The organism is Rhodococcus sp. APC 3903, assembly GCF_030407755.1.
GTDB lineage: Bacteria > Actinomycetota > Actinomycetes > Mycobacteriales > Mycobacteriaceae > Rhodococcus_F > Rhodococcus_F erythropolis.
The window spans coordinates 47,138-73,132 of the sequence record NZ_JASDCV010000012.1 but is presented as its reverse complement, the minus strand read 5'-3'; the positions used below and the strand labels follow the sequence as shown (position 1 = coordinate 73,132).

General features: G+C 63.4%; 24 protein-coding genes. 8 read left to right on the top strand and 16 right to left on the bottom strand.

What is annotated here, in order from left to right; all coding sequences use genetic code 11:
• The 6 genes from QMA15_RS18320 to QMA15_RS18295 all read right to left on the bottom strand — a co-directional run bounded on the left by QMA15_RS18320 (position 1) and on the right by QMA15_RS18295 (position 6,935).
• A complete protein-coding gene (locus QMA15_RS18320) occupies positions 1-1,206 on the bottom strand; it encodes a PQQ-dependent sugar dehydrogenase (protein WP_020908570.1) in 1,206 nt (401 codons plus the stop codon).
• 132 nt (positions 1,207-1,338) lie between these two features.
• Positions 1,339-2,310 (bottom strand): L-histidine N(alpha)-methyltransferase, encoded by a 972-nt coding sequence (egtD, locus tag QMA15_RS18315; RefSeq protein ID WP_019744659.1) that lies wholly within the window; start codon positions 2,308-2,310, stop codon positions 1,339-1,341.
• On the bottom strand, positions 2,307-3,053 hold the full coding sequence (egtC, locus tag QMA15_RS18310) for an ergothioneine biosynthesis protein EgtC (protein ID WP_019744660.1): 747 nt from the start codon (positions 3,051-3,053) through the stop codon (positions 2,307-2,309). The genes egtD and egtC overlap by 4 nt, the downstream gene beginning before the upstream one ends.
• A 1-nt stretch (position 3,054) precedes the next feature.
• On the bottom strand, positions 3,055-4,362 hold the full coding sequence (gene egtB, locus QMA15_RS18305) for an ergothioneine biosynthesis protein EgtB (RefSeq protein ID WP_019744661.1): 1,308 nt from the start codon (positions 4,360-4,362) through the stop codon (positions 3,055-3,057).
• Positions 4,359-5,582: an ergothioneine biosynthesis glutamate--cysteine ligase EgtA gene (egtA, locus tag QMA15_RS18300; RefSeq protein WP_019744662.1), complete on the bottom strand. Its 1,224-nt coding sequence runs from the start codon at positions 5,580-5,582 to the stop codon at positions 4,359-4,361. The genes egtB and egtA overlap by 4 nt, the downstream gene beginning before the upstream one ends.
• Before the next feature lie 78 nt (positions 5,583-5,660).
• Positions 5,661-6,935, bottom strand: coding sequence for an APC family permease (locus QMA15_RS18295; protein ID WP_021332722.1), 1,275 nt, complete (start codon positions 6,933-6,935; stop codon positions 5,661-5,663).
• Between the two features lie 14 nt (positions 6,936-6,949).
• Between QMA15_RS18295 and QMA15_RS18290 the strand changes: the two genes are divergently transcribed.
• Entirely contained in the window at positions 6,950-8,131 is a 1,182-nt protein-coding gene (locus QMA15_RS18290) for an aminotransferase class V-fold PLP-dependent enzyme (RefSeq protein WP_021332721.1), read from the top strand.
• 82 nt (positions 8,132-8,213) lie between these two features.
• Positions 8,214-9,674, top strand: coding sequence for an FAD-dependent oxidoreductase (locus tag QMA15_RS18285; RefSeq protein WP_031331015.1), 1,461 nt, complete (start codon positions 8,214-8,216; stop codon positions 9,672-9,674).
• On the opposite strand, the gene QMA15_RS18280 is transcribed toward QMA15_RS18285, so the two are convergent.
• Complete coding sequence (locus tag QMA15_RS18280; protein ID WP_257237267.1) at positions 9,671-10,876, bottom strand: GAF domain-containing protein; 1,206 nt, start codon at positions 10,874-10,876, stop codon at positions 9,671-9,673. The two genes, QMA15_RS18285 and QMA15_RS18280, sit on opposite strands and share 4 nt — an antisense overlap.
• Before the next feature lie 290 nt (positions 10,877-11,166).
• Between QMA15_RS18280 and QMA15_RS18275 the strand changes: the two genes are divergently transcribed.
• The gene (locus tag QMA15_RS18275) at positions 11,167-11,775 is read left to right on the top strand and encodes a 50S ribosomal protein L25/general stress protein Ctc (protein ID WP_020908579.1); all 609 of its coding nucleotides are present in this window, start codon (positions 11,167-11,169) and stop codon (positions 11,773-11,775) included.
• Between the two features lie 105 nt (positions 11,776-11,880).
• Positions 11,881-12,453 (top strand): aminoacyl-tRNA hydrolase, encoded by a 573-nt coding sequence (pth, locus tag QMA15_RS18270; RefSeq protein WP_003946229.1) that lies wholly within the window; start codon positions 11,881-11,883, stop codon positions 12,451-12,453.
• Positions 12,454-12,456: 3 nt separating this feature from the next.
• Here the strand turns inward: pth and QMA15_RS18265 are convergent, their stop codons facing one another.
• The gene (locus QMA15_RS18265; protein ID WP_031331014.1) at positions 12,457-14,091 is read right to left on the bottom strand and encodes a fatty acyl-AMP ligase; all 1,635 of its coding nucleotides are present in this window, start codon (positions 14,089-14,091) and stop codon (positions 12,457-12,459) included.
• Between the two features lie 239 nt (positions 14,092-14,330).
• On the opposite strand from QMA15_RS18265, the gene QMA15_RS18260 reads away from it, so the two are divergent.
• Positions 14,331-16,049 (top strand): peptide chain release factor 3, encoded by a 1,719-nt coding sequence (locus tag QMA15_RS18260; RefSeq protein ID WP_007728924.1) that lies wholly within the window; start codon positions 14,331-14,333, stop codon positions 16,047-16,049.
• Positions 16,049-16,699, top strand: a complete 651-nt coding sequence (pnuC, locus tag QMA15_RS18255) for a nicotinamide riboside transporter PnuC (protein WP_019744670.1) — start codon at positions 16,049-16,051, stop codon at positions 16,697-16,699. Before QMA15_RS18260 ends, pnuC begins: the two co-directional genes overlap by 1 nt.
• Positions 16,700-16,791: 92 nt before the next feature.
• On the opposite strand, the gene QMA15_RS32795 is transcribed toward pnuC, so the two are convergent.
• On the bottom strand, positions 16,792-16,983 hold the full coding sequence (locus tag QMA15_RS32795) for a hypothetical protein (RefSeq protein ID WP_306294056.1): 192 nt from the start codon (positions 16,981-16,983) through the stop codon (positions 16,792-16,794).
• A 55-nt stretch (positions 16,984-17,038) separates the two neighbouring features.
• Here QMA15_RS32795 and QMA15_RS32790 point away from each other — a divergent pair, with 55 nt between their 5' ends.
• Positions 17,039-17,347 (top strand): hypothetical protein, encoded by a 309-nt coding sequence (locus QMA15_RS32790; RefSeq protein WP_283301934.1) that lies wholly within the window; start codon positions 17,039-17,041, stop codon positions 17,345-17,347.
• 15 nt (positions 17,348-17,362) lie between these two features.
• Here QMA15_RS32790 and QMA15_RS18245 read toward each other — a convergent pair whose 3' ends face one another.
• The 7 genes from QMA15_RS18245 to QMA15_RS18215 form a co-directional block, all read right to left on the bottom strand.
• Complete coding sequence (locus tag QMA15_RS18245) at positions 17,363-18,037, bottom strand: pyridoxal 5'-phosphate synthase (protein WP_021332717.1); 675 nt, start codon at positions 18,035-18,037, stop codon at positions 17,363-17,365.
• A 25-nt stretch (positions 18,038-18,062) separates the two neighbouring features.
• On the bottom strand, positions 18,063-18,563 hold the full coding sequence (locus QMA15_RS18240; RefSeq protein WP_020970307.1) for a nuclear transport factor 2 family protein: 501 nt from the start codon (positions 18,561-18,563) through the stop codon (positions 18,063-18,065).
• Between the two features lie 97 nt (positions 18,564-18,660).
• Complete coding sequence (locus QMA15_RS18235) at positions 18,661-19,302, bottom strand: TetR/AcrR family transcriptional regulator (protein WP_020908585.1); 642 nt, start codon at positions 19,300-19,302, stop codon at positions 18,661-18,663.
• Between the two features lie 21 nt (positions 19,303-19,323).
• Positions 19,324-21,060, bottom strand: coding sequence for an ABC transporter ATP-binding protein (locus QMA15_RS18230; RefSeq protein ID WP_021332716.1), 1,737 nt, complete (start codon positions 21,058-21,060; stop codon positions 19,324-19,326).
• The gene (locus QMA15_RS18225; protein WP_252858527.1) at positions 21,057-22,946 is read right to left on the bottom strand and encodes an ABC transporter ATP-binding protein; all 1,890 of its coding nucleotides are present in this window, start codon (positions 22,944-22,946) and stop codon (positions 21,057-21,059) included. The genes QMA15_RS18230 and QMA15_RS18225 overlap by 4 nt, the downstream gene beginning before the upstream one ends.
• Positions 22,943-23,812, bottom strand: coding sequence for an ABC transporter substrate-binding protein (locus tag QMA15_RS18220; RefSeq protein ID WP_279163668.1), 870 nt, complete (start codon positions 23,810-23,812; stop codon positions 22,943-22,945). The genes QMA15_RS18225 and QMA15_RS18220 overlap by 4 nt, the downstream gene beginning before the upstream one ends.
• Positions 23,813-23,867: 55 nt before the next feature.
• Positions 23,868-25,250 (bottom strand): MFS transporter, encoded by a 1,383-nt coding sequence (locus tag QMA15_RS18215; protein WP_031331007.1) that lies wholly within the window; start codon positions 25,248-25,250, stop codon positions 23,868-23,870.
• 84 nt (positions 25,251-25,334) lie between these two features.
• Between QMA15_RS18215 and QMA15_RS18210 the strand changes: the two genes are divergently transcribed.
• Positions 25,335-25,973, top strand: coding sequence for a TetR/AcrR family transcriptional regulator (locus QMA15_RS18210; protein WP_021332712.1), 639 nt, complete (start codon positions 25,335-25,337; stop codon positions 25,971-25,973).
• The last annotated feature ends 22 nt before the right edge of the window (positions 25,974-25,995 follow it).

Genomic DNA, 25,995 nt, shown 5'->3' with positions numbered 1-25,995 from the left:
TCAGGGCGTTGGCGTCACCCGCAGCACCTTGTCGCCTGCTCCGTTGTCGGTGGTCACCAGGAGCGAGCCGTCCGGCGTCGGAGTCACCGAGCGCAAGCGCCCGAACTGGTTCACCAATCCGAAGGTCTGCGCGTCGACCGAGCGTCCGTCGGCACTGAGGCGGAGGAAAATCAGTTCCTTGCTCTTGAGACCACCCATCACGAGTGCACCGTCCCAGGCGCCCCACGCCGCTCCGCCCGTGAAGGCAGCGCTGGCGGTAGCCAACGTGGAGCTACCCGAACGCCACACCGCCGCAATTGCTCCCGGCACTCGCACGGGATCGGTCATCGGCACGGATTCGTCGTACGTTCCGGGAAGCCGATCCGGGCGGTAGCCGTAATTTCCGCCGGGGGTAAGCAGGTTGACTTCGTCGTCGACGCTTGTGCCCTGTTCAACCGAGTAGACCCGGCCGGTTCCAGGTTGCACGGCCAAGCCTTGGACGTTGCGATGCCCGAGCGTGTAGACGGGGCTGCCTGCATTCGGATTCCCCGCTGCTGGAGATCCGTCGGCGTTGATGTGCAAGACCTTGCCGCCCAGCGAATTCGGATCCTGCGGAACGCTCGGCGTCGCGGTGTCACCCGTCCCGACGAACAGCGTTCCGTCCTGGGCCGCCAGAATTCGGCAACCCCCGTGACGCCCGGACGAGACCGGGATTCCTGGCAATACGGTTCCGGTTCGAGTGAGGGCGGTCCATCCGGCGTCGACGGTCCACGAGATCACTCGAACGTCCGTGACTCCCCCAGCGCTGAATCCCTGGCAGGTGTACAGGGTGCGCGACTGAGCGAAGTCGCGAGCAAGCGCGATGCCCATGAGCCCGGTTTCGGACTGAGCGTAGAGATCCGAAAGGTCAGCAGAGACTGGACCTGTCGTGTTGTCGCCTCGGCGAACGAAGAATCCACCGGACCGTTGTCCCGTCAGGATCGCGCCGTCCGGGGCTGCCACGACGTCCCAGGGGTGATCGAGTCCGTCGACGAGTGTGGTGACCGACAGCTGCGGGAGGGTGTTCTCTATGGGAATGTCCGGGTCGTCACCGCCCAGCGATCCGGTACTGCCGTTGCCGAAACTGCCGGGGTCGAAGGGGAAGGGTTGAGCCACGCTCTGCGTTACCGGCATCACCAGTACTGCAGTCAGGGCCACGGTCAATGCGGCGAGCTTCGGATGACGCACGCGTTCTCCTCGGGTCGGAAACCGTTCTGCGCCTCACTATAAACAGACAAATCGGTCTGCGCTGCCGGAACCGAGCGCACAGAAGTCGTTCCCAGACGCGGAAACCCGCGTTTCGAGTTGATTAGTGAACGCTCACGCCCGCTGCGCGCACAACAACGCGAAGCGCTGATCCTGATCTGTCCACACCTTCCGTACCCCGAAGCCCGCGGACGCGAGCTCCGCGGCAATCCCGTCCTCGGTGAACTTCGCCGAGATCTCGGTGCGCAGCTGCTCGCCCGCCGCGAAGGTGATCTCCAGATCCAGGTCGTCGATATGCACCGAGAGTTCACGAAGTGCTTCCAACCGCATTTCGATCCACTGGTTCTCGGCATCCCAGAGCGCGACGTGACGGAAGTCTTCCAAGGGAAAGTTCGCTCCCAGTTGCTTGTTCAGGACCGCGAGAACGTTGAGGTTGAACTGGGCAGTCACGCCGGCAGCGTCGTCGTAGGCGGGCACGAGAACCGCCGGATCGATCACCAATCCCACCCCCAGGATCAGGTTCTCCCCCGGAGCGAGCACCGCTGCGATCCCCGAGAGGAACTCGGCTCGTTCTGCGGGAACGAGATTACCGAGAGTTCCGCCGAGAAAAGCGACCGCGCGCCGTCCACCACCGGGCAGATGATGCAGCGAACCGGTGAAGTCGCTGACCACTCCGAGCACGTCGATTCCGGGAAACTCGGCGCCGACTTGCTGCGCCGCGCCTTCGAGGGCCGTCACCGAAACATCCTGCGGTACATACGTTCGCAGAGTTCCGCGAGCCGTCATCGCGTCGAGGAGTAACCGCGTCTTCTCCGAGGAACCTGAACCCAGTTCGATCAGGATCTCGGGTTCGGTCAACGCCGCGATCTCGTCGGCGTACTGCGTGAGCAGGCCGCGTTCGGTACGGGTGGGGTAATACTCGGGTAAGGCCGTGATCTCCTCGAACAGTTCACTTCCACGCGCGTCGTAGAACCATTTGGGCGAGAGCCACTTCGGCGTAGCGGTCAGACCCTCCCTGGCCTCGGCTCGCAGTGCGTCGACCGATTCGGCCGGTGTCAGATAAACCTCGAGCGTAGGGGTTTTCATTTTTCTCCCATCGGGATCGGGGTGATGATCACATGGCCGGGACGCGCGCAGACGATGTGCCGGTCCGGCACCTGCTCCCAGTCCGGGGATCGATCGAACGGTTCGGAAACGATCAGGGCCCGCGACTCGTCGACCCGCGTGTACAACGTGTGGCCCCACGCCGTGGCCCACAGTTCCTGCCCGTCGCCGAACAGGAGGTTCAATCGTGAATCCGGCGCCGCCGCAGCCACATCGTGAACGAGGCTCGTCACGGCGACCTCCGCGGGCTTCGACTTCAACCGATGCCGAAGCACTGTCCACAACAAGGCAGCATCCGTCGGGGCGGGCATCTTCAGCAGTTCGACGGCCGGAACTTCTGCCGCCAAGTCGGCAAGTGATCCAGGCCAACCGGATACCGCTCCGTTGTGACTGAAAGCGTAGGTTCCGTCGACGAACGGTGCGCAGGCACCGATCTCGACGGCCATCCCCTCCGTCGCGGAACGTACGGCGGCGAGAACGGATCCGGAAACGATGTGGGACAACGTCTCGTCGACTGTCGGGTCCGACCAGATCGGCGAGATACTGCGGTACCGTCCCTGTCTTCCACCGTTCCACCACACCGCACCGAATCCGTCGGCATTGATGGTCCCGCCGCCGCGCATCTCGCGAGGTGCCCACGACTGTCGCATCAGTGAGTTCTCGCCGTCGTGGATGAGTTCACGAACCGAACGTGGCGGCCCGAGATACCCGAGGTGCCGACACATGTCAGGGTCTACCCGAAATCGTTCTGGCGCAACGGAAACCCGAGAAGATCTGGCGCCTGATCGGATGGTCCCAGTTACGGAACGTCCCACGACAGGCAACGCTGTCGGTCCCGAAAGATCCCCCTCGCAACACCTTGTAGTCGCCGCCGAAGAATACCTCCGAGTACTCCCGATACGGGAATGCCCGGAAACCCGGATACGGATGGAAACCCGAAGACGTCCACTCCCATACGTCGCCGATCAACTGCTCGACACCCGCTGCTGACGCCCCTGCTGGGTAAGAACCGACGCCGGCGGGGCCGAGATGGCGTTGACCGAGATTGGCGAGATTCTCGTCTGCGCACGCGTCCCCCCACGGGAACCGTCGTGATCTTCCGGATTCCGGATCCCAGCGCGCGGCCTTTTCCCATTCCGCCTCGGTGGGAAGCCGTTTGCCTGCCCAGCTGGCGTAGGCCTCGGCCTCGTAGTAGCTCACATGCACGACCGGCTTGTCCGGCGGAACCGGAGCCTCGACGCCGAAAGTCTCGTGCCACCAACCCGAATTGTCGTGTTCCCAGAACAGGGGTGCACGAAGTTTCGCGTCGACGCGATGCCGCCAACCGTCGCGAGACCACAGTTCCGGTCGGGAATACCCGCCGTCCTCGATGAATTCGACGAACTGCCCGTTGGTGACCGGGAATCTGTCGATCGCGAAGTCGGTGACATAGACCTGATGCGCAGTGCGCTCGTTGTCGAGTGCCCACGGTTCGTCGTCGGTCCCCATGACGAAGGGGCCGGCCGCGATGGTGACCTCGTCGAGTTCCGGCATGCGGGCCGCTTGCGGAGCGGGAGTCGCAACGAGTGCCGTGGGCCCCGAACGCAATTGGTGTGTCGCGAGCATGGTTTCGGCGTGTTGCTGCTCGTGCTGCGCGATCATCCCGAAGGCAAAACCGTCCACGTCGAGTTCTGTGCGACCGAACGTGCTGGCTTCGAGCACATCCCAGACCTTCCCACGGACCGTACGTACGTATTCGCGCGCCTCGGCCGGGTTGAGCAGGGGAAGTGTGGGTCTCGACGATCTCGAATGCTTGAAAGCGTCGTACAGCTCGTCTATGTCGCTACGCACCGGATCGCGGCCACCGACATCGCGAACCAACCAGAGTTCCTCCTGATTACCGATGTGCGCCAGGTCCCACACGAGTGGACTCATCAACGGGGAATGCTGAGCGATCAATTCGGTATCGTCGACGCAGTCGGTGAGCAGCGTCGACCGCTCACGCGCTCGCAGAAGTACGGCCTCGACCGCTTCCTTGGTGATCTCCCCCGTCATGTGTCGCTCTCACCGGGCACGATTGCGCGACAACACCGTTCGGCTGCAGCATCGAGAAGACGAACGAACTGCGGCTCCGGCGCGTACGACGCGGCAAGCGACATCAGAGAGGTTGCAGCCGAACGCAGTTCGACATCGTCCAATCCGTACTCCGCCGCGTCCCGCCACCTCCCGGCCGTCGATGCTGCAGCATCACTGGCCTCCCTCATCACGGCAGGCCCGGACAGCAACGCGTCGATCGCTGCTACCGGTACTCGCCACAGATCTCCCGGCTGCGCATCGATGTAGCGAACCTCCAGATGGCCGACGGCGCGAACCGGCGGGAACAGCGTGGACAGGTGATAGTCCAAGTCTGCCCAGACGGGTCGGCGTCCGATCTCGGCATCCACAGCGCCGTCTATCCAGTCTCCGAAAGTGGCACCCCGCGGAGCCGTCCAATCGTCACCCTCGTTTCGCACACACATCAGCGGAACATCGAGCGCCCAGCCGGCGTAGTCCTGCACTTGCGGGACTGCGACCGTTCGCCAGGAATCGAGTTCGAGCCACGTCCGCATGCGTTGGGACGCCCAATCTCCCTTCGGAACCCCTTGCAAGCGTGGAGAACACGCAAACGCTGCGATGAGAGCCGGGCCCATGTCCCCGAGGAGCCGCCAACGCTGGGCGATGGACTCCGGGCTGCCGCCGGCATCGACACTGATCTGTACTGCCGCGGTATTGCACATCATCAAGGTGCCGTACGGTCCTATCCCGGCGAAGCGGGATTCCATTGCGCAATAACGCGGCAGCCGGAGAATCCGGGAAGGTGGGCGGGCGACGTCGGCCGCCGCCGAACTGATTTCGATGGAGTACGGCGCGAGGAGTGTTTCGAGAGTACGACGGTCGTCGTCGAGGCAGTCACACAGTTCGCGAGCGGACGTGCGCGGCGCTGAGGAGAGTTCTATTTGTCCGCCAGGTTCTACGGTGACGAGGCTGCCACGCGGAAGCGGTGCCGCCGGTGAATCAGGGTCGATACTGGTGGGTGCATGTCGCCCGAGTGCCCTTGCCAGAGTCGCGGCTGACGGCCTCTCTCCACCGGGAACGTGGCTGGTCAGCCACTCGAGTTCAGCTCCTACCAAGCGGGGTGGCCCCTGTTTGAAGCACACACCACCGACGTAGGCCTCGGCCGCAGGACGCGAATCCACCTGCGTGGTCTGTGCTGCTGTCAACGCTGCTGTCACCATTCGACTTCCCCTTCGGGCGGTCTTCGCGGTCGCTACCGACGATAGAACGCCAACGTCCGAGATGCACCCTTTGTGGTGTTACGTGTCGTTGAATTTCTTCAGTCGTATCCACCGGTACCCACAACCGGCCAGAACAACACCTACCCCGAAAACAACCGCAATCCACGGAAGTGTGACCACCAGAACGACACAACCAGCCGCGCCGACCGCTTGCAGCCACTTCGGATACATCCGGTCCACCCCGCGCTGGCTGTACGCACTCACGTTCGCGACGAGGTAGTAGAGCAGCACTCCGAACGACGAAAAGCCGATCACCCCACGAAGATCGGTTGTCGACACCAAAACGATCACGACAGCACCGACCACAAGTTCCGCATGGTGAGGTACCTCGAACCGTGGGTGGACGGCTGACAGGGCAACCGGCAGATCACGCTCGCGTGCCATCGCCATCGCCGTACGGCTCACCCCCGCGATCAGAGCCAGCAGCGCCCCCGCCGACGCCGCCGCGGCACCGATCACCACTACGGGAACTGCCCAGTTCCACCCGGTCGCGCCCACTGCATCGGCCAAGGGCCGTGCCGAGTTCGCCAGCCGATCAGGTCCTAACGTCACCAACAGCACCACTGCTACCAGTGCATAGAGGATGACGGCGACGGTGAGAGCAATCAGGATCGCCCGCGGAATCGTGCGGCGCGGATCGCGCACTTCCTCCCCCAGCGTCGCGATCCTGGCGTAGCCGGCGAAGGCGAAGAACAGCAGCCCCGCCGATTGCAGGATTCCGTACCACGACCCGAACGCGAGATCCGGGAGCTCGCGCACTGCACCAGGACCGACGACGGCAACCAGCAGCGCTACGCACAGTGCTGTCGCCGACACAGCGACGATCACCCTGGCCATGTGCGCCGTCCGCGTCACTCCGCGGTAGTTGACTGCAACCAGCGCCGCCACCACCAATACCGCGACGGGAACACGCCAGGCGGTAGGCGCAACATACGTCGCGAAAGTCAGGGCCATTGCCGCGCAACTCGCGGTCTTCCCGATCACGAACGACCAGCCTGCGGCAAACCCCCACCAGGGTCCGAGCTGCTCACGTCCGTAGACGTAGGTCCCACCTGACGTGGGGTATCTGGCCGCAAGCTGCGCCGACGACGTCGCGTTGCAGAATGCGATGAACGCTGCAATCGCCAGGCCCACAAGCAACCCGGTACCGGCTACTGCGGCAGCGGGCGCGAACACCACGAAGACTCCGGCGCCGATCATCGCGCCGAGGCCGATCACCACGGCATCGACCGTGCCCAGCCTTCGCTCCATCGGGACAGCTTCGTTCACAGGTAGTTTGAACCACACCGACATGAACGGAAGGTGCCATGTTCGATCTCGACACGATCCGCCGCGACACTCCCGGATGCCTCGACAAGGTGTTCCTCGACAGCGCGGGATCCTCGCTCCCGCCCGAGCCGGTGCTGACCACGATGATCGAGCACCTGCGACGTGAAGCCGACGTCGGCGGATACGTCGCAGCTGCTCGTCAGAGCGGCGCCCTGGCTGCTGTTCCGCATTCGCTGGCCCGGGTCATCGGCGCTCAGGCAACCGATATCGCGTTGACGGACAGCGCGACCCGCGCGTGGAACGACTTCTTCGCCTCGGTTTCGCTCGGACCTGGTGATCGAATCCTCATCAGCGGAGTCGAATACGCGAGCAACGCCATCGCCGCCCTGGGGCGGGCGCGTTCGACCGGCGCCCACGTCGAGATCATCCCGAGCGATCAGTACGGACGCATCGACCTCGACGCACTCGAGAACATGCTCGACGATCGGGTTCGCCTCGTCTCCGTCGTCCACGTCCCCACCAACGGCGGCCTGATCAACCCCGTTTGCGAGGTCGTCGAATTGGCCGGAGCCCATGGCTCTCTCGTTCTGCTCGACGCGTGCCAGTCCTTCGGCCAGTTGCCCATCGACGTCACCGAACTCGGCATCGACGCCCTCAGCGCCACCGGCCGCAAGTGGCTCCGCGGGCCACGCGGAACCGGATTCCTGTACGTCCGCCCCGGACTCGTCGACGCGCTCGAACCTGCTGCGATGGATCTGCACGGAGCGGAATGGACGAGCGAGAACAGCTTCGTCCCTGCACCGGACGCAACACGATTCGAACTCTGGGAGACGAGTGTCGCTGCGCGCCTGGGTCTTGGCGTCGCCGCCGATTATCTGCTCTCGATCGGCACCGACGCGGTGTGGGCACAGATCGAATCCAGAGCAGTCGCGCTGCGGCAAGGGCTGGCATCGATTCCCGGAGTCGACGTCCACGATCGAGGGACCCAGCTGAGCGGCATCGTTTCCTTCACCGTCGAAGGTATTTCCGAGCACCTCGTGCGGGATCAGCTTGCAGCACAGAACATCACCGTCACCGTCAGCGGTCGCGGGTCCACGCTCCTCGACATGGATGCACGCGGGCTCGACGCCGTGGTTCGCGCATCGCCGCACTACTTCGTCGACGAAGCGGACCTGGACGCATTCCTTAGCGCGGTCAGGAGATTACAAACCTCCCGTTGACCGGGACCACACCTGATCCGCGGAAGTCGAAACTGCAACTGTGTGGCGATCAGTAGTTTCGTCTTCCGAAAGGACGCTTCGCATGGCCGACCCGACCGTCAGACCGATCTCCGCTGCAGACATCACCACCTGGGACTACGAGGCCGACGTCGTCGTCGCGGGATACGGCATCGCCGGCGTCACCGCTGCGATCGAAGCAGCGCGTGCGGGCGCCGAGGTGCTCGTCCTGGAGCGGACGGGCGGTTGGGGCGGAGCCGCGTCACTGGCTGGTGGATTCATCTACCTGGGCGGTGGAACGCCGTTGCAGAAGGCGTGCGGGTTCGAGGACTCGGTCGAGAACATGAAGACGTTCATGAAGGCAGCGCTCGGCCCCGGAACCGACGACACGAAGATCGACGCGTACTGCGAGGGCAGCGTCGATCACTACAACTGGCTCGTCGACGCCGGCGTCCCGTTCAAGGAATCGTTCTGGGGTCAGCCCGGCTGGGAACCGCCGTACGACGACGGCCTCATGTACTCAGGCGGCGAAAACGCCGCACCGTTCAACGCGCTCGTCGATCCCGCGCCCCGCGGACACGTCCCGCAGATGAGCGAGAAGAAGACCGGCGAGCAGGGCGGCGGCTACATGCTGATGAAGCCACTCGTCGAGACGGCCGAAAAGCTCGGTGTCCGTGCAGAATACGATCTGCGTGTCCAGACTTTGGTGGCCGACGGCGATCGGGTCGTGGGAGTTGTCGCGAAGCGCTACGGCAAGGACGTCGCGATTCGTGCCCGCAAAGGCGTCGTGCTTGCGATGGGCAGTTTCGCGTACAACAACGAGATGGTGCGCTCGAACGCACCGCGTATTTTCGGCCACCCGGCGGCCTCGATCGAAGCGCACGACGGCCGCGCAATCCAGATCGGTCAGGCCCTGGGCGCCGACACCGCACACATGGACGCCACCGAGGTCGCGTTCTTCTGCGACCCACAGTTGATGGTGCGCGGCATTCTTGTCAACGGCCGTGGTCAGCGATACATCCCCGAAGACACCTACCCGGGCCGCATCGGACAGGCAACACTGTTCCAGCAGGACAACCAGGCATTCCTCGTGATCGACGAAGCTGCGTATGACGAAGGCATGAATGCCGAATCGTCCAGTGCGCAGTTGCGGGCGCAGCCGACCTGGGTGGCGGAAACCGTCGAGGAACTCGAAGCCGAGATGGGGCTTCCCGCCGGATCGCTGCAATCGACCGTCGACCTCTACAACCGTCACGCGGCTGAAGGGTCCGACCCGGTGCTCGGCAAGAAGTCCGAGTGGGTCAAGCCGATCGTCGGCCCGTTCGCGGCAATCGATCTACGTGGCCGCACAGGCGGATTCACGCTGGGAGGATTGAAGACAACCGTCGATTCCGAGGTTCTGCACGTCTCGGGTGCGCCGATCCCCGGACTGTTCGCAGCGGGGCGCTGCACGTCCGGTGTCTGCGCAGGTGGTTACGCCAGCGGAACCAGTCTCGGCGACGGCAGCTTCTTCGGACGTCGTGCCGGAATCAGCGCAGCACGCTAGGTCACCACAACCCGCACGCCGTCGGCAAAGCGGTACGGCTGAGTCTGCAGAACCGCGCCGAGGTGTTTCCTCAATCTGGACACCTCGGCGCGCACTGCCACCACATGCTCGCGATCACCGAAGAGCACTTCGCTCAGGCCTGCGGCATCCACGCCCGCCGATCCCACAGCTGCCAGCGCACGCAAGATCTGAGCGTGACGCGGCGAAAGCGCGCGCGTCCAGTTTGCATCACCACGCACCGTCACCTGCGGCGATGCACCGAGTGACAGCTCGAGCTCGATCACCGGCCCGCCGACGCCGGTGCGCAACAGCCAGCCGTCACCGAGCGGCTCAGGCAGACACATCCCGAGACCTGGCACGACGACGGGCTTGCCCGCACTGGGTGCCGCCACGCGGTCAGGTGCGGCAATCCCGCTGGCGCCGGCCACCCAGCCGAACTCGTCGACCACCAATGCCGGACCCGTGCTCGCAGCGAACAACGGCGCCGCCCGCGAGCGCAGGCGATCGAGCGAAGCGGCGTGCTCGCGCCACAGCGTCGCCTCCGCGAGGCGAACCGCGGTGCGAACCAGCGCGACAGTGGTGGGATGCACCGAGGCTGCGGACCCGCTGATATCCACCACACCCAGGATCTCGCCTGTCCGGGGGTCGTGCACAGGCGAGCCGGTACATGACCAATTGTGATGCGTCGGCGCATAGTGCTCGGCCGAGAAGAGTTGCACCGCAGAATCTTCGATCAGCGCGGTACCGATCGCGTTGGTACCCACCGACTGCTCCGACCAGCGCGCGCCTTCGGCAAACCCGAGTGCGTCCGCCGCACGTTTGACGGTCTTCGCCCCTTCGCGCCAGAGCAGGACACCGTCGGCGTCGGCAACGACCACGATGAAGCCTGCGTCCTCGGCGACCTCGGTGAGCGTGGTTCTCAGTTCGGGCAGAACGCTGCGCAGCGCGGTACGCGAACGCCTCGACTCCAACTCGGAGAAATCGGCGACAGCGGACGCGCCGCAATGATCGGGCGCGAGCCCACCCGCAGCCACCCGCGACCACGATCGCGCCACGACGGTCCGCGGCTGCGCCGGTGGTTCCTGCCCCGAGAGAACTGCGTCGTGCACCCGGCTCAGTAGGCGCGCATGCTGCGACAGGTCGGTACCCGGCACGACGGCACCGAGCCGACTGCCTTCGGGAGCGCTCCCCACGGTGGTCACTCCGTCAGGCTACCGCTTTCGATGTGACGCGAACCACGTCCACACGGCCAGGTCCCCACCACCTGCGATTAGCGGCGGGGAGCAAACTCCGGTAACGTATCCAAAGTTGTCTCGGCGAGGGTGAATCGCAGCAGTTCCACACGTTGCAGGTTTACCGTGATCGACGCGGCTACGGCTCAGCTCGAGCGTTTCGCTCCTGGCCGTGTGCGCGCCTGTCCGCCTTGCCGCAGGCAAAACCACACGTCAGTAAACCGAGCACGAACCCCGTGAGTTGTAGGAGCCGTTTCATCATGTCTGAAGAAAACAACCTCGTCGCCGTCGTCCGCACCGAATTCGGCAAGGGCGCAGCTCGCCGCGCACGTCGCGACGGCCAGGTCCCCACGGTTCTGTACGGCCACGGCGAAGATCCCCGCCACCTCAACGTGCCGGCTCGCGACTTCGCTCGCATCCTCCGCGCACAGGGCACCAACGCCATCCTCACCCTCGACATCGAGGGCACGGAGCAGGTTGCACTGACCAAGTCGGTCGTCGTGCACCCCATCCGCAGCTACATCGAGCACGCTGACCTCCTCGTCATCAAGAAGGGCGAGAAGGTCACCATCGACGTTCACGTCGTAGTCGTCGGTGACGCTGCTGCAGGCACCATGGTCGCGCAGGATGCATCGACCATCTCCATCGAGGCAGACGCCCTCCACATCCCCGAGCAGATCGAGGTCTCGGTCGAGGGCCTCGAAATCGGCACCCAGATCCTGGCAAGCCAGCTCGAACTGCCCGCCGGCTCCGTCCTGCAGGCTGACGCCGACACCCTGATCGTCAACGTCGTTGCTGCACCGACCGAGGCTGACCTCGAAGAGGGCGCAGAAGCTCCCGCCGCCGACGAGGCTGCAGAAGAGGCCTGATCCTCTCGGTTCCAACAGAACTCACTGCGCGCGGCGCGTCATTCCGATTCGGAGTGACGCGCCGTTCGTGCGTAGCAGGAAAAACAAGCCAGAAAGTAGCGTCCGTTGAGCACAGATACCGCCCTCGTCATCGGCCTGGGTAATCCCGGCCCGCAGTACGAGAAGACCCGGCACAACGTCGGCTTCATGGTCGCCGGCACCCTTGCCGGGCGCATGGGCGGAAAGTTCAACGTACACAAGAAGAGTGGCGCCGAAATCGTCGAAGGTCGCCTCGCCGGCCGACGCGTGATTCTCGGAAAACCACGCTCGTACATGAATCTCTCGGGTGGCGCGGTCGCCGGTCTCGCGCGATTCTTCTCGGTCGATGCCGCGAACATCATCGTCGTCCACGACGAACTGGATCTCGATTTCGGGACCATCAGACTCAAACTCGGCGGCGGCGAAGGCGGACACAACGGTCTGCGGTCCATTTCGAGTTCGTTGACCACCAAGGACTACCTGCGCACACGCGTCGGGATCGGTCGCCCGCCGGGCCGCATGGACCCGGCGGACTACGTTCTCAAACCGTTCTCGTCCACGGAGCGAAAAGAACTCGATCTCGTGTGCGAAGAAGCTGCGGATGCAGTCGAGCTACTGCTCGAACTCGGGCTCGAAGCCGCACAGAACCGCTTGCACTGACAGTCAGTTACCCAGCAGGGCAGCCGAATTGGCGCGGCGGAGCTTTCCCGACGACGTCTTCGGAATACTGCCGGGGCCGAGAACCGCAACGGCGCGAGGCCGGACACCGACGTCGGCAACCACGGCGTGGACCACTTCGCGCTCGATGCGCTTGACCTCTTCCGGATCTTCGAAAGCGTTGGTCTCGACGGCGACCGCAAAGCTCTCACGCTTCTGGCCGGCATCGAGACGGATTGCGACGGCATTTCCCGGGCGCACACCGGCAACGCTTCCGGCTGCCCGTTCGATGTCTGTGGGGTACACGTTCCGGCCGCCCATGATGATGACGTCCTTGACTCGCCCGCACACCACGACCAGTCCTTCTTCGGTGAAGTACCCGACGTCACCGGTATCGAGCCAACCGTCGGAGTCCTGCGCCGGCTTGTGACCTTCCACCGTGACGTAACCGGGGGTCACTGCCTTGCCGCGAACCTCGATGATTCCGACGCCGCGGGCCGGAAGCACCTGGCCGTCGCGGTCGACGATGCGTCCCTCGAGGTCAGGCACCATCTTTCCGAGTGTGGCGAGGGCACGAGCGTTGGGGCGATTGGACGGCACCGCCCGAGACATCGACTCGAGGAAGTCGGGATCGACGTAGTCGAGGACCTGACCTTGATCGGGATCCGGAATCGACACGGCGAGCGTGGTTTCCGCCATTCCGTACACGGGAGCGAGCGCGGTCGGGTTCAAACCGAAACGCGCACCGGCCTCGGCGAGGGCATCCATCGTGTCGGGATCCACCGGTTCGGCGCCGTTCCACATGTATCGGACGCTGGAGAGGTCGACTGCCCCGTCTTCTGCCTGTGCGAGTCGACGAGCCAAGAGTGAATACGCGAAGTTCGGTGCGGCGGTGACAGTTCCGCCGTACTTGCCCATGAGTTCCGCCCACAGCACCGGGGTGCGCAGGAAATCCATCGGCGTGATGCTGATGACCTCGGCGCCCACCTGCATCGGAACCGTGAGGAAGCCGACCATGCCCATGTCGTGGAAGAGCGGAAGCCAGCTCACCATCACGTCGTCCTCGATGGAGAACTTGATGCGGTTGATCATCGCGTACGCATTTGTGTAGAAGTTCTCGTGCGTGATCTGCACGGCCTTGGGCGAACCGGTGGAACCTGACGTCAACTGTTGGAGTGCGATATCCGATTCGGCCGTCTCCACGGGATCGATCGACGTTCCGCTACGAAGCTCGTCCACCGTCACGACGGTGATGCCTCGCTCTTCTAGGAGCGGCTTGGCCGCGTCGAATGGTGCACCCAGAATGACGGCTTTTGCGGAGATCATGTCGATCACCGTCTCGGTGTCCTGAGCCCAGACGCCCAGATCCGTTCGGGGGGTCGGCTGATGCAGCATCGTCACCGACGCACCGCGCATCCACGTCGCCTGGCAGGCAGGCGCGATGTCGACGGGCTGTCCGGCGAGAATGCCGATCGCGACGCCGCGATCGATGCCGACCTCGGCCAGGCCACCGGCCATGCGCCGAGCTTCCTGGTGGATGTCGCCCCAGGTCTGACGGAAAGCGTTGTCGGGCTCTCCCGTCACCAGGCCGCGGTCGGTGACTGCGGCGGTCGCGTACATCTCTTCGGTGAACTTGCTCAACGCAACTCCTCGGTCAGTGTCACTCTTCGATTCAGTGCAACTCTTCGCAGGACACAAATGGCTGTGTGTTCGAACACACACATACATTGATAATCAGCGATCGTTCGCCGAGTGTTACGCCGCAGTGGCTACTGCCTCGTGGTCTGCGAGTATCCTTTCTCTGTTGTGCTGCCGCACTCTCCACCTGTCCGCGCACCGGCACGTCGCCGGCACCGACGCCCACTTCGAGAGGTTCTTCGTTGACTACCCCGTCCGACTCGACCGTCCCTTCCGACTCGACTGTCCAGTCCGACACCGAAGGCCCCGATTCAACCGAGAGCGGGTCGGTCGCGGTCACGACGACGACCAAGGGCTTGTCCGCCGAGGCGGAGCGTCGCCGCACCTTCGCCGTCATCTCGCATCCTGACGCCGGTAAGTCGACACTCACCGAAGCGCTGGCACTGCACGCGAAGAAGATCTCCGAGGCAGGTGCCGTCCACGGCAAGGCCGGCCGCAAGTCGACGGTCTCGGACTGGATGGAGATGGAGAAGGCCCGCGGCATTTCCGTCAGTTCCACCGCACTGCAGTTCAACTACCACTCGTCCGAGACCCCGGACGAGCAGATCAACGTCATCAACCTCGTCGACACCCCCGGTCACTCCGACTTCTCCGAGGACACGTACCGCGTCCTGACCGCCGTCGACGCAGCCGTCATGCTCATCGACGCTGCCAAGGGCCTCGAACCGCAGACCCTCAAGTTGTTCCAGGTGTGCCGTCACCGCGGCATTCCGGTCATCACGGTCATCAACAAGTGGGACCGTCCCGGCCAGACTCCTCTCGAACTGCTCGACGAGATCAGCGAACGCATCGGCCTCACGCCCACTCCCCTGTACTGGCCCGTCGGCATCGCCGGCGACTTCCGAGGACTGTTGCGGCGCGGCGAAGACGGTGAGGCTCGCGAGTACGTCCGCTTCACCCGTACCGCAGGCGGCGCGAAGATCGCCCCCGAAGAGGTCATGGACGCCGACGCGGCGCTCGCCAAGGAAGGCTCCGAGTGGGAGACCGCGGCCGAGGAGAGTGAACTGCTCTCCGCTACCGGCCAGGACCACGATCAGGAGATGTTCCTCGCCGGTCAGACGTCCCCGGTGATCTTCGCGTCCGCGATGCTCAACTTCGGTGTCCGCCAGATCCTCGACACTCTCGTCGAATTGGCGCCGCCGCCGCGGGGCCGCGAAGACCTCAGCGGCAAGCCGCGCGAGGTCACCGATCCGTTCAGTGCAGTCGTCTTCAAGGTGCAGGCCGGTATGGACACCGCGCACCGTGACCGTCTGGCGTTCATGCGCATCGTCTCCGGCGTGTTCGAGCGCGGCATGGTTGTCACACACGCTCAAACCGGCAAGCCCTTCACGACCAAGTACGCGCAGACGGTATTCGGCCGTGAACGTTCCACCGTCGAATCCGCGTTCCCCGGCGACGTCGTCGGCCTCGTCAACGCCACCGCACTCGCACCCGGCCACACGCTGTACACCGAGAAGAAGGTGGAGTTCCCGCCGATCCCGTCGTTCGCGCCGGAACACTTCTCGATCCTGCGCGCCGAAAGCGCCGGCAAGTACAAGCAGTTCCGCCGTGCAGTCGATCAACTCGATTCCGAGGGCGTCGTCCAGATTCTCCGCAACGACATCCGCGGCGACGCCTCCCCCGTCATGGCTGCTGTCGGCCCGATGCAGTTCGAGGTCGTCGCAGCGCGCATGAAGGCCGAGTTCAACGTCGAGGCCAAGATGGAACCACTCGGCTACGCATTGGCCCGCCGTACCGACGCCGCGTCCGAGGTCGAACTGAACCGTCAGCGCGGTGTGGAGGTCTTCACCCGATCCGACGGTGTCCTGCTCGCCCTTGTCAGTGACAAGTGGCGCCTGCAGTACATCCAGAAGGAACTCCCGGATCTGACGCTCGAACCCCTCGTCGCTGCTGCGGACTGATGAGCCTGATCGAGGCGCTGTTCGACGCTGAACTGCACATCGGCAGCGCCACGATTCTCTGGCGAGAGATCATCGGAAACGCGTTCGGAATAGGCTCCGCGATCGCGGGCGCGCGACGCTCGGTATGGGCGTGGCCTGTCGGTATAGCCGGAAATGCCTTGTTGTTCACGGTCTTCATGGGCGCACTTTTCCACACGCCGCAAGAGCTCAATCTCTACGGCCAGGCCGGCCGTCAGTTGTTGTTCATCACCGTCAGCGTCTACGGGTGGACCCAGTGGCGACGTGGGGCACGTGACTCCGGTCGCGCAGTCTTGCCCCACTGGGCGACAACTCGCGAGCGAGTCGCCATGATCGCCGTCATGGCAAGCGGCACAATCGCTTTCGCCTGGATCTTCGACCTTCTCGGCTCGTACGGAGCGTGGGCGGAGGCCTGGATCTTCACCGGCTCCATCCTCGCGACGTACGGGATGGCACGCGGCTGGACCGAGTTCTGGCTCATCTGGATCGGCGTCGACGCTGTCGGCGTTCCCCTTCTATTCCGGGCCGGGTACTACCCGTCGGCAATCCTCTATCTGGTCTATGCATTCTTCGTTCTGTGGGGCTTCGCAATGTGGCTGCGCATTCAACGCCGAACTCCACAAGGGGTGTAACAGTAAACAGACTCCTGGTATGTTTGCGTCGATTAAGCAAACCAGCGGTCTGTTTACGGGCATCAGGAGCGAACAATGGAAGACAAGAATTCTCACGGAATAACGGGCCCCAACGGTTCCGGCAACGGATCGAGAGCCAGTAGTTCCGCGAGTAATGGTTCTGCGAGCAACCTTCCCACGGGTAACGGTTCTGCGAGCAACCTTTCCACGAGCAACGGTTCCAGCAGTGCCACCGCCACAGCGGATTTTCTGTCGACCGCACCCAAGCAATCGGATGCATTCACGTTTCCGCTTCCTACCCGAACCACGGCCGCACACAGCAGCGGAGAGGACCTTTCAGTGCCAGCTTCAACACGCGAATCATCGAGGACACTCGAGACTCGGAGTCGCACCGTCGTACGGCGCGACGCGATGGGCGTAGCCGCCGTTCGAGTGGCCGGTCGACTCACCCACACCGAACTCATCGCGAATCAGGCCTCACCCTCGAGCACGCATTCCTCCGATCCCACGATGGATCTGGACGAGTTGCTCACGATGCTCGGCAGCTACCTGTTGTCCTCAGGGTTCGAACATCCAGAAATCCACGCCAAGCTCGGTGGACAGTCGATCGTCGTCAACCTCGTATCGCCGGAGATCAGCGCCAGCTGAGCTCGACCCAGCTGTTCAGGGCCACAGCACTGCTCGTGTCCATGCTCGGTCCGAGCCGCGCCGGTACAACCATCGCTGATGCCGACGCCCGGAGTCTGCCTGCCAGAACTCGACAGACTCCGGCTCGAGGCACCACGCACGCCAGTCCTCCGACACGAACCCTGGGTCGTCACTGATTCTTGCTTCCGCAGCGGCCACCGATGTGTCGTACGCCCCTAAGTCTTCGAGCACCTCGCTCTGCTTACTTGCCGTCGCCACCGCCCTCGCAGTGACGGAGCGTTCGACGAAGTCTCGGCTTCGAAGTGCGTCGTCGCCCTCGCGAACCAACCCGCGAATCCGGACCTGCTGGCCCGTCTCACGCCAGTAGAAGGCGAGCGACGCTCGCGGATTTTCTTTCAGCTCAATGCCTTTCGGCGAAGCAGCTGAACCAGAAAACCAGAACCCGCCCTCGGTCACGTCCTTTAGGATGAGGAAGCGGGAATCGGGCATACCGTCACTGTCGACGGTCGCGAGCGCACACACGTGTGGCTCGACGACGCCGAAGGCCACGGCCGCACGGAGCCAGTCGAGGAACAGCTCTCCCGGCTTTTCCGGAAAATGTTCAGGCGCGGGCGGCGGAGTTCCGGTCAGTGCGGGGATACCGCGAATCCACGTCCGTACGTCAGGCAGCGAAAAATCTGCATCAACCATGAGCCGACTCTAATCGCGGACGGCCTCAGGAGACGTTGCGCACTACCGAGTCGCCGAACGAGGGTTGCTGCAGCAGTGCCCACTTGTTGGACGTCAATCGGAAACTCGGCATGTCGGCGAGCGCCACCACCGATTCCCAGGTCCGCTCGTAGCTCGTGTGGGAGATTCGCCATTCACCGTCGCTGCAGCGGGTGTATCTGTCGTGATAGAAGGCCGATCCGCGAAGAAGCATGCCGTCTTCGGGGATCACCACAGTGTCCGCGAGGCACCAGATCCCGGTTGCGGTGTCTCCATCGACGTCGATCTCGGGTTGCCCGCACTGATGTTCAGTGATGACGTGTGATCCGAGGGTGTTCTCGAGGAAGGAGACGAACGAATCTCGGGAATCGAAACTGAGTTGTTCTCCGTAGATCGCGGTGGCGTCGACGGTCAGAGTGTCGGCAAATTCGACCCACGATTTGGTGTCCAAGGCGCGTGCGTATCGGTACTTGAGTCTTTGGATGAGAACAATCGCTTCGAGATCCATGATCCCCGCCTCCCGGTGCAGCAACCACCCGTCCTATGTGTGCACATTAGCCTGTATCACGCCGAAACGGGCATTACTCTCAAAGCTAGTAGAAATGTCAGCCGATAACACGCTTTTCCAGGCCGTCGAGCATGATCGTGATCTTCTCGTCCAACCAACCTCGCCCGTGCCACGTCGATTCGTCGCCGATCCCCTCGACCAACGACTCCGACGCATTCCAACTCTCCTGATACGCCTGGCGCGCAGAACGCGAATCCGCAGAGCTCACGGTCTTGTCCATCGCCGCCATCATTGCGAACTGCGTCATGGTCACCTCGGAGATGAAGTCCACCGCCAGGACCGCGTCATGTGGTGTGAAACCCTGCGCAGTCAACGAACCGACCAGTTTCTCCACGATCTCGATTATCGCCGGTGGCGTGCCCGGAACTGCGAGACCGACCTGGGCTAGACCTGGATAGCGCTCGAACGAGGACCACAGAACGTCGCACAAATCCTTCAGAAACTCACGCCACGGACGATCCGTGTCCGGCCATACAGTCTGACGCACAACGTGATCCGCGCAAGCCCGCAGCAGCGCTTCACGGTCCGCGAAGTAGCGATAAAGTGCAGAATGACTGACGCCCAGACGTTTTGCCACACTCGGCATGGTCAATTCACTCAGATCACCAGCCAGGGCGGCCTCGACGATGTCCACTGTCGACAACGTCGGCGGCCGCCCCGTCTTCTTTCCGGTTTGCATTCTGCTCAGCCTGCCACCTGCTCAGCCCGCTACCAATCGCCATCCCGACGCACGGTGGCGCTGGTTCCAGAACGCGGCGTAATTCCCACCGGCTTCGAGCAGAACTTCGTGGGTTCCCGCTTCGACGATCGAGCCGTCGTCACCGAGCACGATGATCTGGTCTGCGGCCACGACGGTCGACAGCTTGTGCGCGATCACGAGCAGTGTGCTTTCACTGGCGAGTTCCTGCATCGCACGCTGTACATGGGCCTCGTTCTCGGGATCGAGCGCGGCCGTCGCCTCGTCGAGCAGAACGATAGGTGCGCGTTTGAGGAGTGCGCGCGCGATGGAGACCCGCTGCCGCTCTCCACCGGACAGTGCCGTCCCACCCTCACCGACGCGGGTGTCCCAACCCCGCGGAAGTCGCTCGACGATTTCCGCGACGCCTGCGATCCGAGCCACGTCGAAGACCTCCTCGTCCGTGGCTTCGGGGCGCCCGAGGCGGATGTTCGCGATCAACGTGTCGTCGAAGAGGTACACGTCCTGGAAAACCAAGGACAGTTGCGACATCAGATCGGCACTCGTGAGGTCCCGCACATCGACGCCGCCGACACGTACCACCCCCGAGTCGACGTCGTAGAAGCGCGAGATCAGCCGAGTGACGGTGGTCTTGCCAGACCCTGACGGACCGACCAACGCCGTCAGCGACTTCCGCGGCACCTCGAAGGAGATGTCCCGCAGCACCTGCCCACCGTCCGCGTAGCCGAAGTCGACGGCGTCGAACTGCACGGCCGTCTCCCCCGTCGGCTGCCCGCTGGTATCGGGTTCTACCAGTGGTTCCACTTCGAGGATCTCGGACATCCGACGGATTTCGTTGCGTGCCATTCTGATTGCACCGCCGAACTCGCCGATCTCACCCAGCGGTTGGATGAACCGTGCGGTCAGGCCGAGTAGCGCGATCAACGTGACAGGGTCGATGTCGCCGCCGAGCGCGAGGAATGCACCCAGGATGATCACGGCAGAGAAGACGAATTGCAGGGCGATCCCGTTGACCACGGACCCGATCACCACGAACCACAGTTGTGAACGACCCGCAGTGTGTTGCGCTTCGATCGCGTCGTCGAGCGGTTCGTACACCCCGTGTGTGCGTCCGAAAGCACGCAGGACCGGTTGGCAACGAGCGTATTCGAGCACTCGATTGTTCGATTCGACGGCTGCGGCATGTGCCCGATCGTCGGCCTTGGCAGTCATCGTCGAGGCAAATCTGGCTGCCGCGAACAGAATCGGAACGCTGACCACCAGCGCCAACCCGAGCCGCCAGTCGAAGAACAGCATGCACACGACAATGGTTGCCGGGCTGGCGATTCCGGAGATGATCGGTGTCATGAGGTGCGCAGCCGCCCCCATCACCGAGATGGTGCCCTTGCTGGCAACCTGCGATACCTGGCCGAGTCGGCCGGCACCGAACCAGCCGAGCGGCAGAGTGACGAGATGATCTCCCAGGCGCAGATGCATAGTCCTCAGCAGCGTGAGGGCCGACTCGAATCCCTTCATCGCCTGCAGGTAATGCGCAATCGAACTGATCCCAGCGCACACGGCCATAGCGGCGAGCCACCGAAGGAAACTGCCCCAGTCCTGATCGAACAGTGCCTGCACCGCCGGGACCAGTAGCGCCACTGCCAAACCTTGCATCACGCCGTACAACACTGCCCACACCAGGAACTCGCGATAGCGGCCCTGATTCTGCGGGCCGAGTATCCGGAAGAGGTCGCGAATCATGAGTTGGCCTTTCCTGCTGCGTCAGACGTACCAGCGATGCTGTCGGCCCGACTGTGTTCAATCGAGTCGGCCCGACTGTGACTCGCCCACATCCGGGCATAGGTTGAACCACTCGCCACAAGCTGATCGTGCGTGCCCTTCTCCACGATCCGTCCGGCGTCGAGGACCACGATCTGATCGGCACTCACGATCGATGCCAACCGGTGCGCGATCACCAGCACGGTGCGGCCGACCGTCAAGCGCGACAACGCCTCCTGGATATCGGCTTCGGACTCCGGATCGGCGAAAGCGGTTGCTTCGTCGAGCACGAGAACAGGAGTGTCCGCGAGAATCGCACGCGCTATGGAGACTCTTTGGGCTTCACCACCCGAGAATCTGGCGTCGACCCCGACCACGGAGTCGTAGCCTCTCGGGAGCGCTTCGATTCGGGTGTCGATCTGCGCGGCTGCGGCAGCGGCCTTCACCTCGGCCGAAGTCGCCTGCGGTCGGGCAAGCCGAATGTTGTCGAGCACGGTCGCTTCGACCAGCTGCACGTCCTGCAGAACGAATCCGACGTGGCGGTACAGCTCGTCGGTCGCCACGTCCCTGACGTCGACACCACCGATGGCCACGGATCCGGCACGCACGTCGTGGAACCTCGGAACCAGCGTTGCCAGCGTCGACTTACCCGAACCCGAAGGTCCGACCAACGCCGTCACCGTGCCCTCCGGCAGCGTCAGATCGATGTCGGTCAGAACGTCGGCGCCGTCGTCGTAGGCGAAAGAAACTCCGGAGAATCGAACTTCATTCCCCGCGGGCCTTTTCGGATGATCGGTTTCCGGCAGCGCCTCGGTCGAGAACAGCGCAATCAGTCGCGCCGCAGCGGCGGCTGCCTCTCGGCGAGCCTGCATACCGAAACCGATGGTCGTCACCGACACCGGAATCACCATTGCAACAAGAGAACTCGTCAGCACATCGATGGGTGACACCCATCCGGAGTGGACGAACCACGAGCCGAGGCCAAGGTTGACCACCAGCACTACCGGTGCGCTCAATGCAATCGAGGCCAGCGCCTCGGTCCGGAGCATCGGGCGAACCCAGCCCTCGTACGAGACTGCAAATGCCTTGGCGGCGTCGCGGTACCGGGAGTGTGACTGCTTGTCCTGACCGAAGGTCTTGACCACTGCGATACCGGTGACGAACTCGACGATGGTGTTGCTGATGGCCGCGATGCCCTCATTCATCCGGCTCATCTTGACGGCCATGTCCTTGGTCATCATCGCGTAGGCGATCATGTAGATCGGGAGCGTGGCAATCGCGACCAATCCCAGACGCCAGTCGATCGAGATCACGTAGCCGAGTCCGACGAGCGGCACTGCGATGGCTCCGGTGGTCTCGACGGCGCTGTGCGCAACCAGGTAATGGAGATCGGAGATGTCGTTCTGCGCGGCTTTGCGCACGGTTCCGGACGAGTGGGAGGTGAACCAGCCCAGGGGAAGTCGACCGAGAGTCGCTGCGATTCGACGCCGCAGCACCGCCTGCAGATTCACATCGGCGAAGTGCGTCACGATCAACGCACCGCCTCCGAAGAACGCACGCATACCCAGACCGAAGACGACCACCCACACGATCGTCCAGACACGGGACGAGTCGACGTCACCGCCCACGATCAGCGTCTTACCCAGTTCGGCGATGGCCACGTACGGCACGATGGCGGCGACCGCGGCGATCACCTGCATCACCATCGCGATGGTGGTCCGCGTGCGCACTGGAGCAAGGAGTTCGCGAAGCGCGCTCTTGTGCTCCGCCGCTTCAGCTTTGGCTTGCGAGGCTTCGGCCGCCGCTCCTTGTGATACGTCGGCCTCTTCAGATGAAATGTCTGCTTTCGTGGCCTGTGTCGTCGTCATTTCGAGAACGCCTTCCATCGGGTAACTGCGTCGGCGTCGGATGCGATGCGTCCTTGGAGCTCCGCGCCGGTGAGTGTGCGATCGGCAAGTGCCTCGAGGTCTTCGAGGATCCAGTAGACCGCGAAGGGATAACTGCCGAACCAGAGTTCGCCGCTGACGTCTGCCGTGCGCCCGGCCTGCACCGCAGGGATCCCGTTGAACAACGGATTTGCGTGTACCAGTGCGCCGTCGTAGATGTTTCCCGAGGTCACGACCATCGCGTCCGCCGCGTGCTGCCCGACCTCCTCGCCCGACACCGAAGACGTGGCAACACCTGTGTTCGGTCCGATCTTCGCGTCGAGTTCGGCTTGTGGACGCCTGAAACCGGCTTCCTCGATGATCGAGGACATCGGCGACTGTGGGATGACGGTGTAGATGCCGCCGGAGAATCCCACCAGCACGGACAACGCCTGCGGTTGCGCCTCGACCGTTCCGGATACTTCGGCAAATTTGGTCTCGAGCCTCGACACGATTTCGCGAGCTTCGGACTCTCGACCCAGTGCAGTCGCCGCGGTATTCAGAACTTCGCGCCACGGCGCCGCATAGGCGAGCACCATCGTCGGGGCAATCTCGTTGGCCTGAGCCGTGATCGACGTCAGCGACCCGACGTCACTGAGCAGGATTCTGTCAGGATCGACTGCTGCGATCTGTTCGACGTCGGGTGACTCGAAGAACGTCGGTTTGTCGATGACCTCTACGCCCTCGCTCTGCAAGATCTCCTTTGCCGCCTGTGATTGCAGGGTGGCAAAGACCGTATCGGGCTTGACCCCGAGCGTGAGCGCGTTGAGTGCTGCGAACTCGTCCAGTGCGCCCCACTGCTGCCGCATCCTTCTCTCCCTGTTTTAGTTACACACTGTCTCGATTAGGGGAGCCTACAATAACTCAAGCCGTTTGTGCAGCCCTCGTCACCGGAAGTGCAAACGCCGGCAGACACGCGACAACACTGATGACTGCGCCCATCACGAACGCCGCCCCGAACGAATCACCGGAAATACCGATCGCCAGGACTGCTGTGGTTACCGGCGCACCCACCGCCGATCCCACGGTCCTGATCACGCTGTTGACACCACTGGCCGCTGCCATCTCCGATGGCGGCACGATCGAAGCAACCAACAGAGCACAGACCGCGAACCCCACGCCGTTCCCCAACCCGACGAGGGAGAAGAACAGCACGATCGCAACCACCGAAATCGGCCAGATTGCGAGTCCGATCGCGCCCGTCGCCATGAGTGCCAGCGCTGTCACCGCCGGTACTCGCGGCCCGTATCGCCGCGCGAGAGCCGGCGTCAAACGCCCGCCGAGAAAGACGAGTACAGCGGCAGGCAAGAGCGCCAACCCGGTCTGCACGACAGTGAATCCGCTTCCGTACGTGGACGTGTCCGGCGCCTGGAGGATCCGCGGCAGGCAGAGGTAAAAGATGTACGGCACGAATCCGAACACCAGAGTGAGTGCGCTGGTGATCATCATCGGTTTGTCCCGAAAGACTCGCATGTCGACAATCGGCGCGTCGTGGCGGGAATCGACGGCAATCAGTGTCGCGAACGAAACTAACGCGATCACAACCAGACCCCAGAATCCGAGCGACAGAACTCCCCAGTCGGAGGCTTTGGTGATCGCCAGGAGCAGGCTCACCAACCCGAACGCGAGTGCTCCGGCACCGGCCCAGTCCGTCGGCATACCCGGCCGGCGATGCGAACCCGGAACCACGGCCACCACCGCGACCAATGCGAGCACGATCAAGATCCCGGTGATCACGAACAACCACTGCCAACTGAGATACTCGAGAATGACACCGCCGATCACCAGTGCACTTCCGGCACCGATTCCCAAAGTCCCAGCGAGCCAACCTATCCCCGAAGACAACTCGGAGCCCACTACCGTTCTCCGCAGCACTGCCATCGCGAGCGGGAAGCTCGCCATACTCACTCCCTGGACGGCCCGAACGACGAGCAGCACCCCGATGTTCGGCGCTGCCGCGGCGGCGAATGTGGCGAGGGCAAAGATGATCAGAACGATCACCAGAACTCGCTTGTCGCCGAACCGGTCACCCATTGCCCCGACGATCGGAGCCATCACCGCGGCCGCCAACAGATAGGACGTAAGAATCCACCCGGTCACCGCCACGGACGTGTCGAAATGCTCACCCAACACCGGCAACGCCGGTACCAGCATCGTCTGCATGAGCGAGTAGACGAGTACCGCTCCAGCCAGGGCTGCGATCACCCGGCTCCCGGATCGAGTGGGCGCCTCTGCCAAGGTCGTCATCGACACCTTCCTCCAATCATGAATCGAATCGGAACGGAACACTCCGTTCCGATTGAGTAAACCATGCATTGCTAGCCTGTGGGAATGGCGAAAGAGAATGCGAGCCTCCCCGGACGCGCCCGAGAAGCCGCAGACAACGACGTCACCGTGCTGCGAGCGGCGCGCGAGATTTTTGCCGAACAGGGTTGGAATGCACCGGTATCGGCGATTGCCGCACGGGCCGGAGTGGGCGTCGGCAGCATCTATCGCCGATACCGAGGCAAGGAGGAACTGGCGCAATCCCTGCGCGTCTGGGCGATCGATCACCTCGCCACCCTTGCCCGAGAGTGCGTGAGCACCGCGAAAACCGATGAAGCCGTATTGAAGACGTTCTTCTCGCGATATCTCACCGAATCGGTGGGACCGCTCATTCCGGTCCTCGGCGGCAGGTTGCCTGAACACGCCGAAGTCACTCGTGCCGCCGAAGAATTGGAGGCCGCACTGCAATCCATGGTCGACGTCTGCATCGACGCTCACGAAGTCCCGCCCGGCTTCACTGCTGCAGACGTCATGCTCATGACAGTGCATCTGCGGCCGACTCTGCCGATCGATGGCGATCGAGCCACCGAAATACACACGCGTTATCTCGATTTCATGCTCGACGGACTTCGTGACGGAACACCTCAACCGTCGATCACTCCCCCATCCTGGAGCGAATGGCTTCAGATGTGGCAGGGCACCTGACCCGGAGAACACCCGAACGGAA

Bases quoted from the DNA above. Each gene is read 5' to 3' on its own strand.
- QMA15_RS18230 (WP_021332716.1), bottom strand. From the start codon at position 21,060: ATGATTCGCGACCTCTTCCGGATACTCGGCCCGCAGAATCAGGGCCGC.
- QMA15_RS18210 (WP_021332712.1), top strand. From the start codon at position 25,335: ATGGCGAAAGAGAATGCGAGCCTCCCCGGACGCGCCCGAGAAGCCGCA.
- QMA15_RS18240 (WP_020970307.1), bottom strand. From the start codon at position 18,563: ATGGATCTCGAAGCGATTGTTCTCATCCAAAGACTCAAGTACCGATAC.
- egtB (WP_019744661.1), bottom strand. From the start codon at position 4,362: ATGACGGGGGAGATCACCAAGGAAGCGGTCGAGGCCGTACTTCTGCGA.
- QMA15_RS18220 (WP_279163668.1), bottom strand. From the start codon at position 23,812: ATGCGGCAGCAGTGGGGCGCACTGGACGAGTTCGCAGCACTCAACGCG.
- QMA15_RS18295 (WP_021332722.1), bottom strand. From the start codon at position 6,935: ATGTCGGTGTGGTTCAAACTACCTGTGAACGAAGCTGTCCCGATGGAG.
- QMA15_RS18215 (WP_031331007.1), bottom strand. From the start codon at position 25,250: ATGACGACCTTGGCAGAGGCGCCCACTCGATCCGGGAGCCGGGTGATC.
- egtD (WP_019744659.1), bottom strand. From the start codon at position 2,310: ATGAAAACCCCTACGCTCGAGGTTTATCTGACACCGGCCGAATCGGTC.
- QMA15_RS18290 (WP_021332721.1), top strand. From the start codon at position 6,950: ATGTTCGATCTCGACACGATCCGCCGCGACACTCCCGGATGCCTCGAC.
- QMA15_RS18235 (WP_020908585.1), bottom strand. From the start codon at position 19,302: ATGCAAACCGGAAAGAAGACGGGGCGGCCGCCGACGTTGTCGACAGTG.
- QMA15_RS18275 (WP_020908579.1), top strand. From the start codon at position 11,167: ATGTCTGAAGAAAACAACCTCGTCGCCGTCGTCCGCACCGAATTCGGC.
- egtC (WP_019744660.1), bottom strand. From the start codon at position 3,053: ATGTGTCGGCACCTCGGGTATCTCGGGCCGCCACGTTCGGTTCGTGAA.
- egtA (WP_019744662.1), bottom strand. From the start codon at position 5,582: ATGGTGACAGCAGCGTTGACAGCAGCACAGACCACGCAGGTGGATTCG.
- QMA15_RS18285 (WP_031331015.1), top strand. From the start codon at position 8,214: ATGGCCGACCCGACCGTCAGACCGATCTCCGCTGCAGACATCACCACC.
- pnuC (WP_019744670.1), top strand. From the start codon at position 16,049: ATGAGCCTGATCGAGGCGCTGTTCGACGCTGAACTGCACATCGGCAGC.
- QMA15_RS18245 (WP_021332717.1), bottom strand. From the start codon at position 18,037: ATGGTTGATGCAGATTTTTCGCTGCCTGACGTACGGACGTGGATTCGC.
- QMA15_RS18225 (WP_252858527.1), bottom strand. From the start codon at position 22,946: ATGACGACGACACAGGCCACGAAAGCAGACATTTCATCTGAAGAGGCC.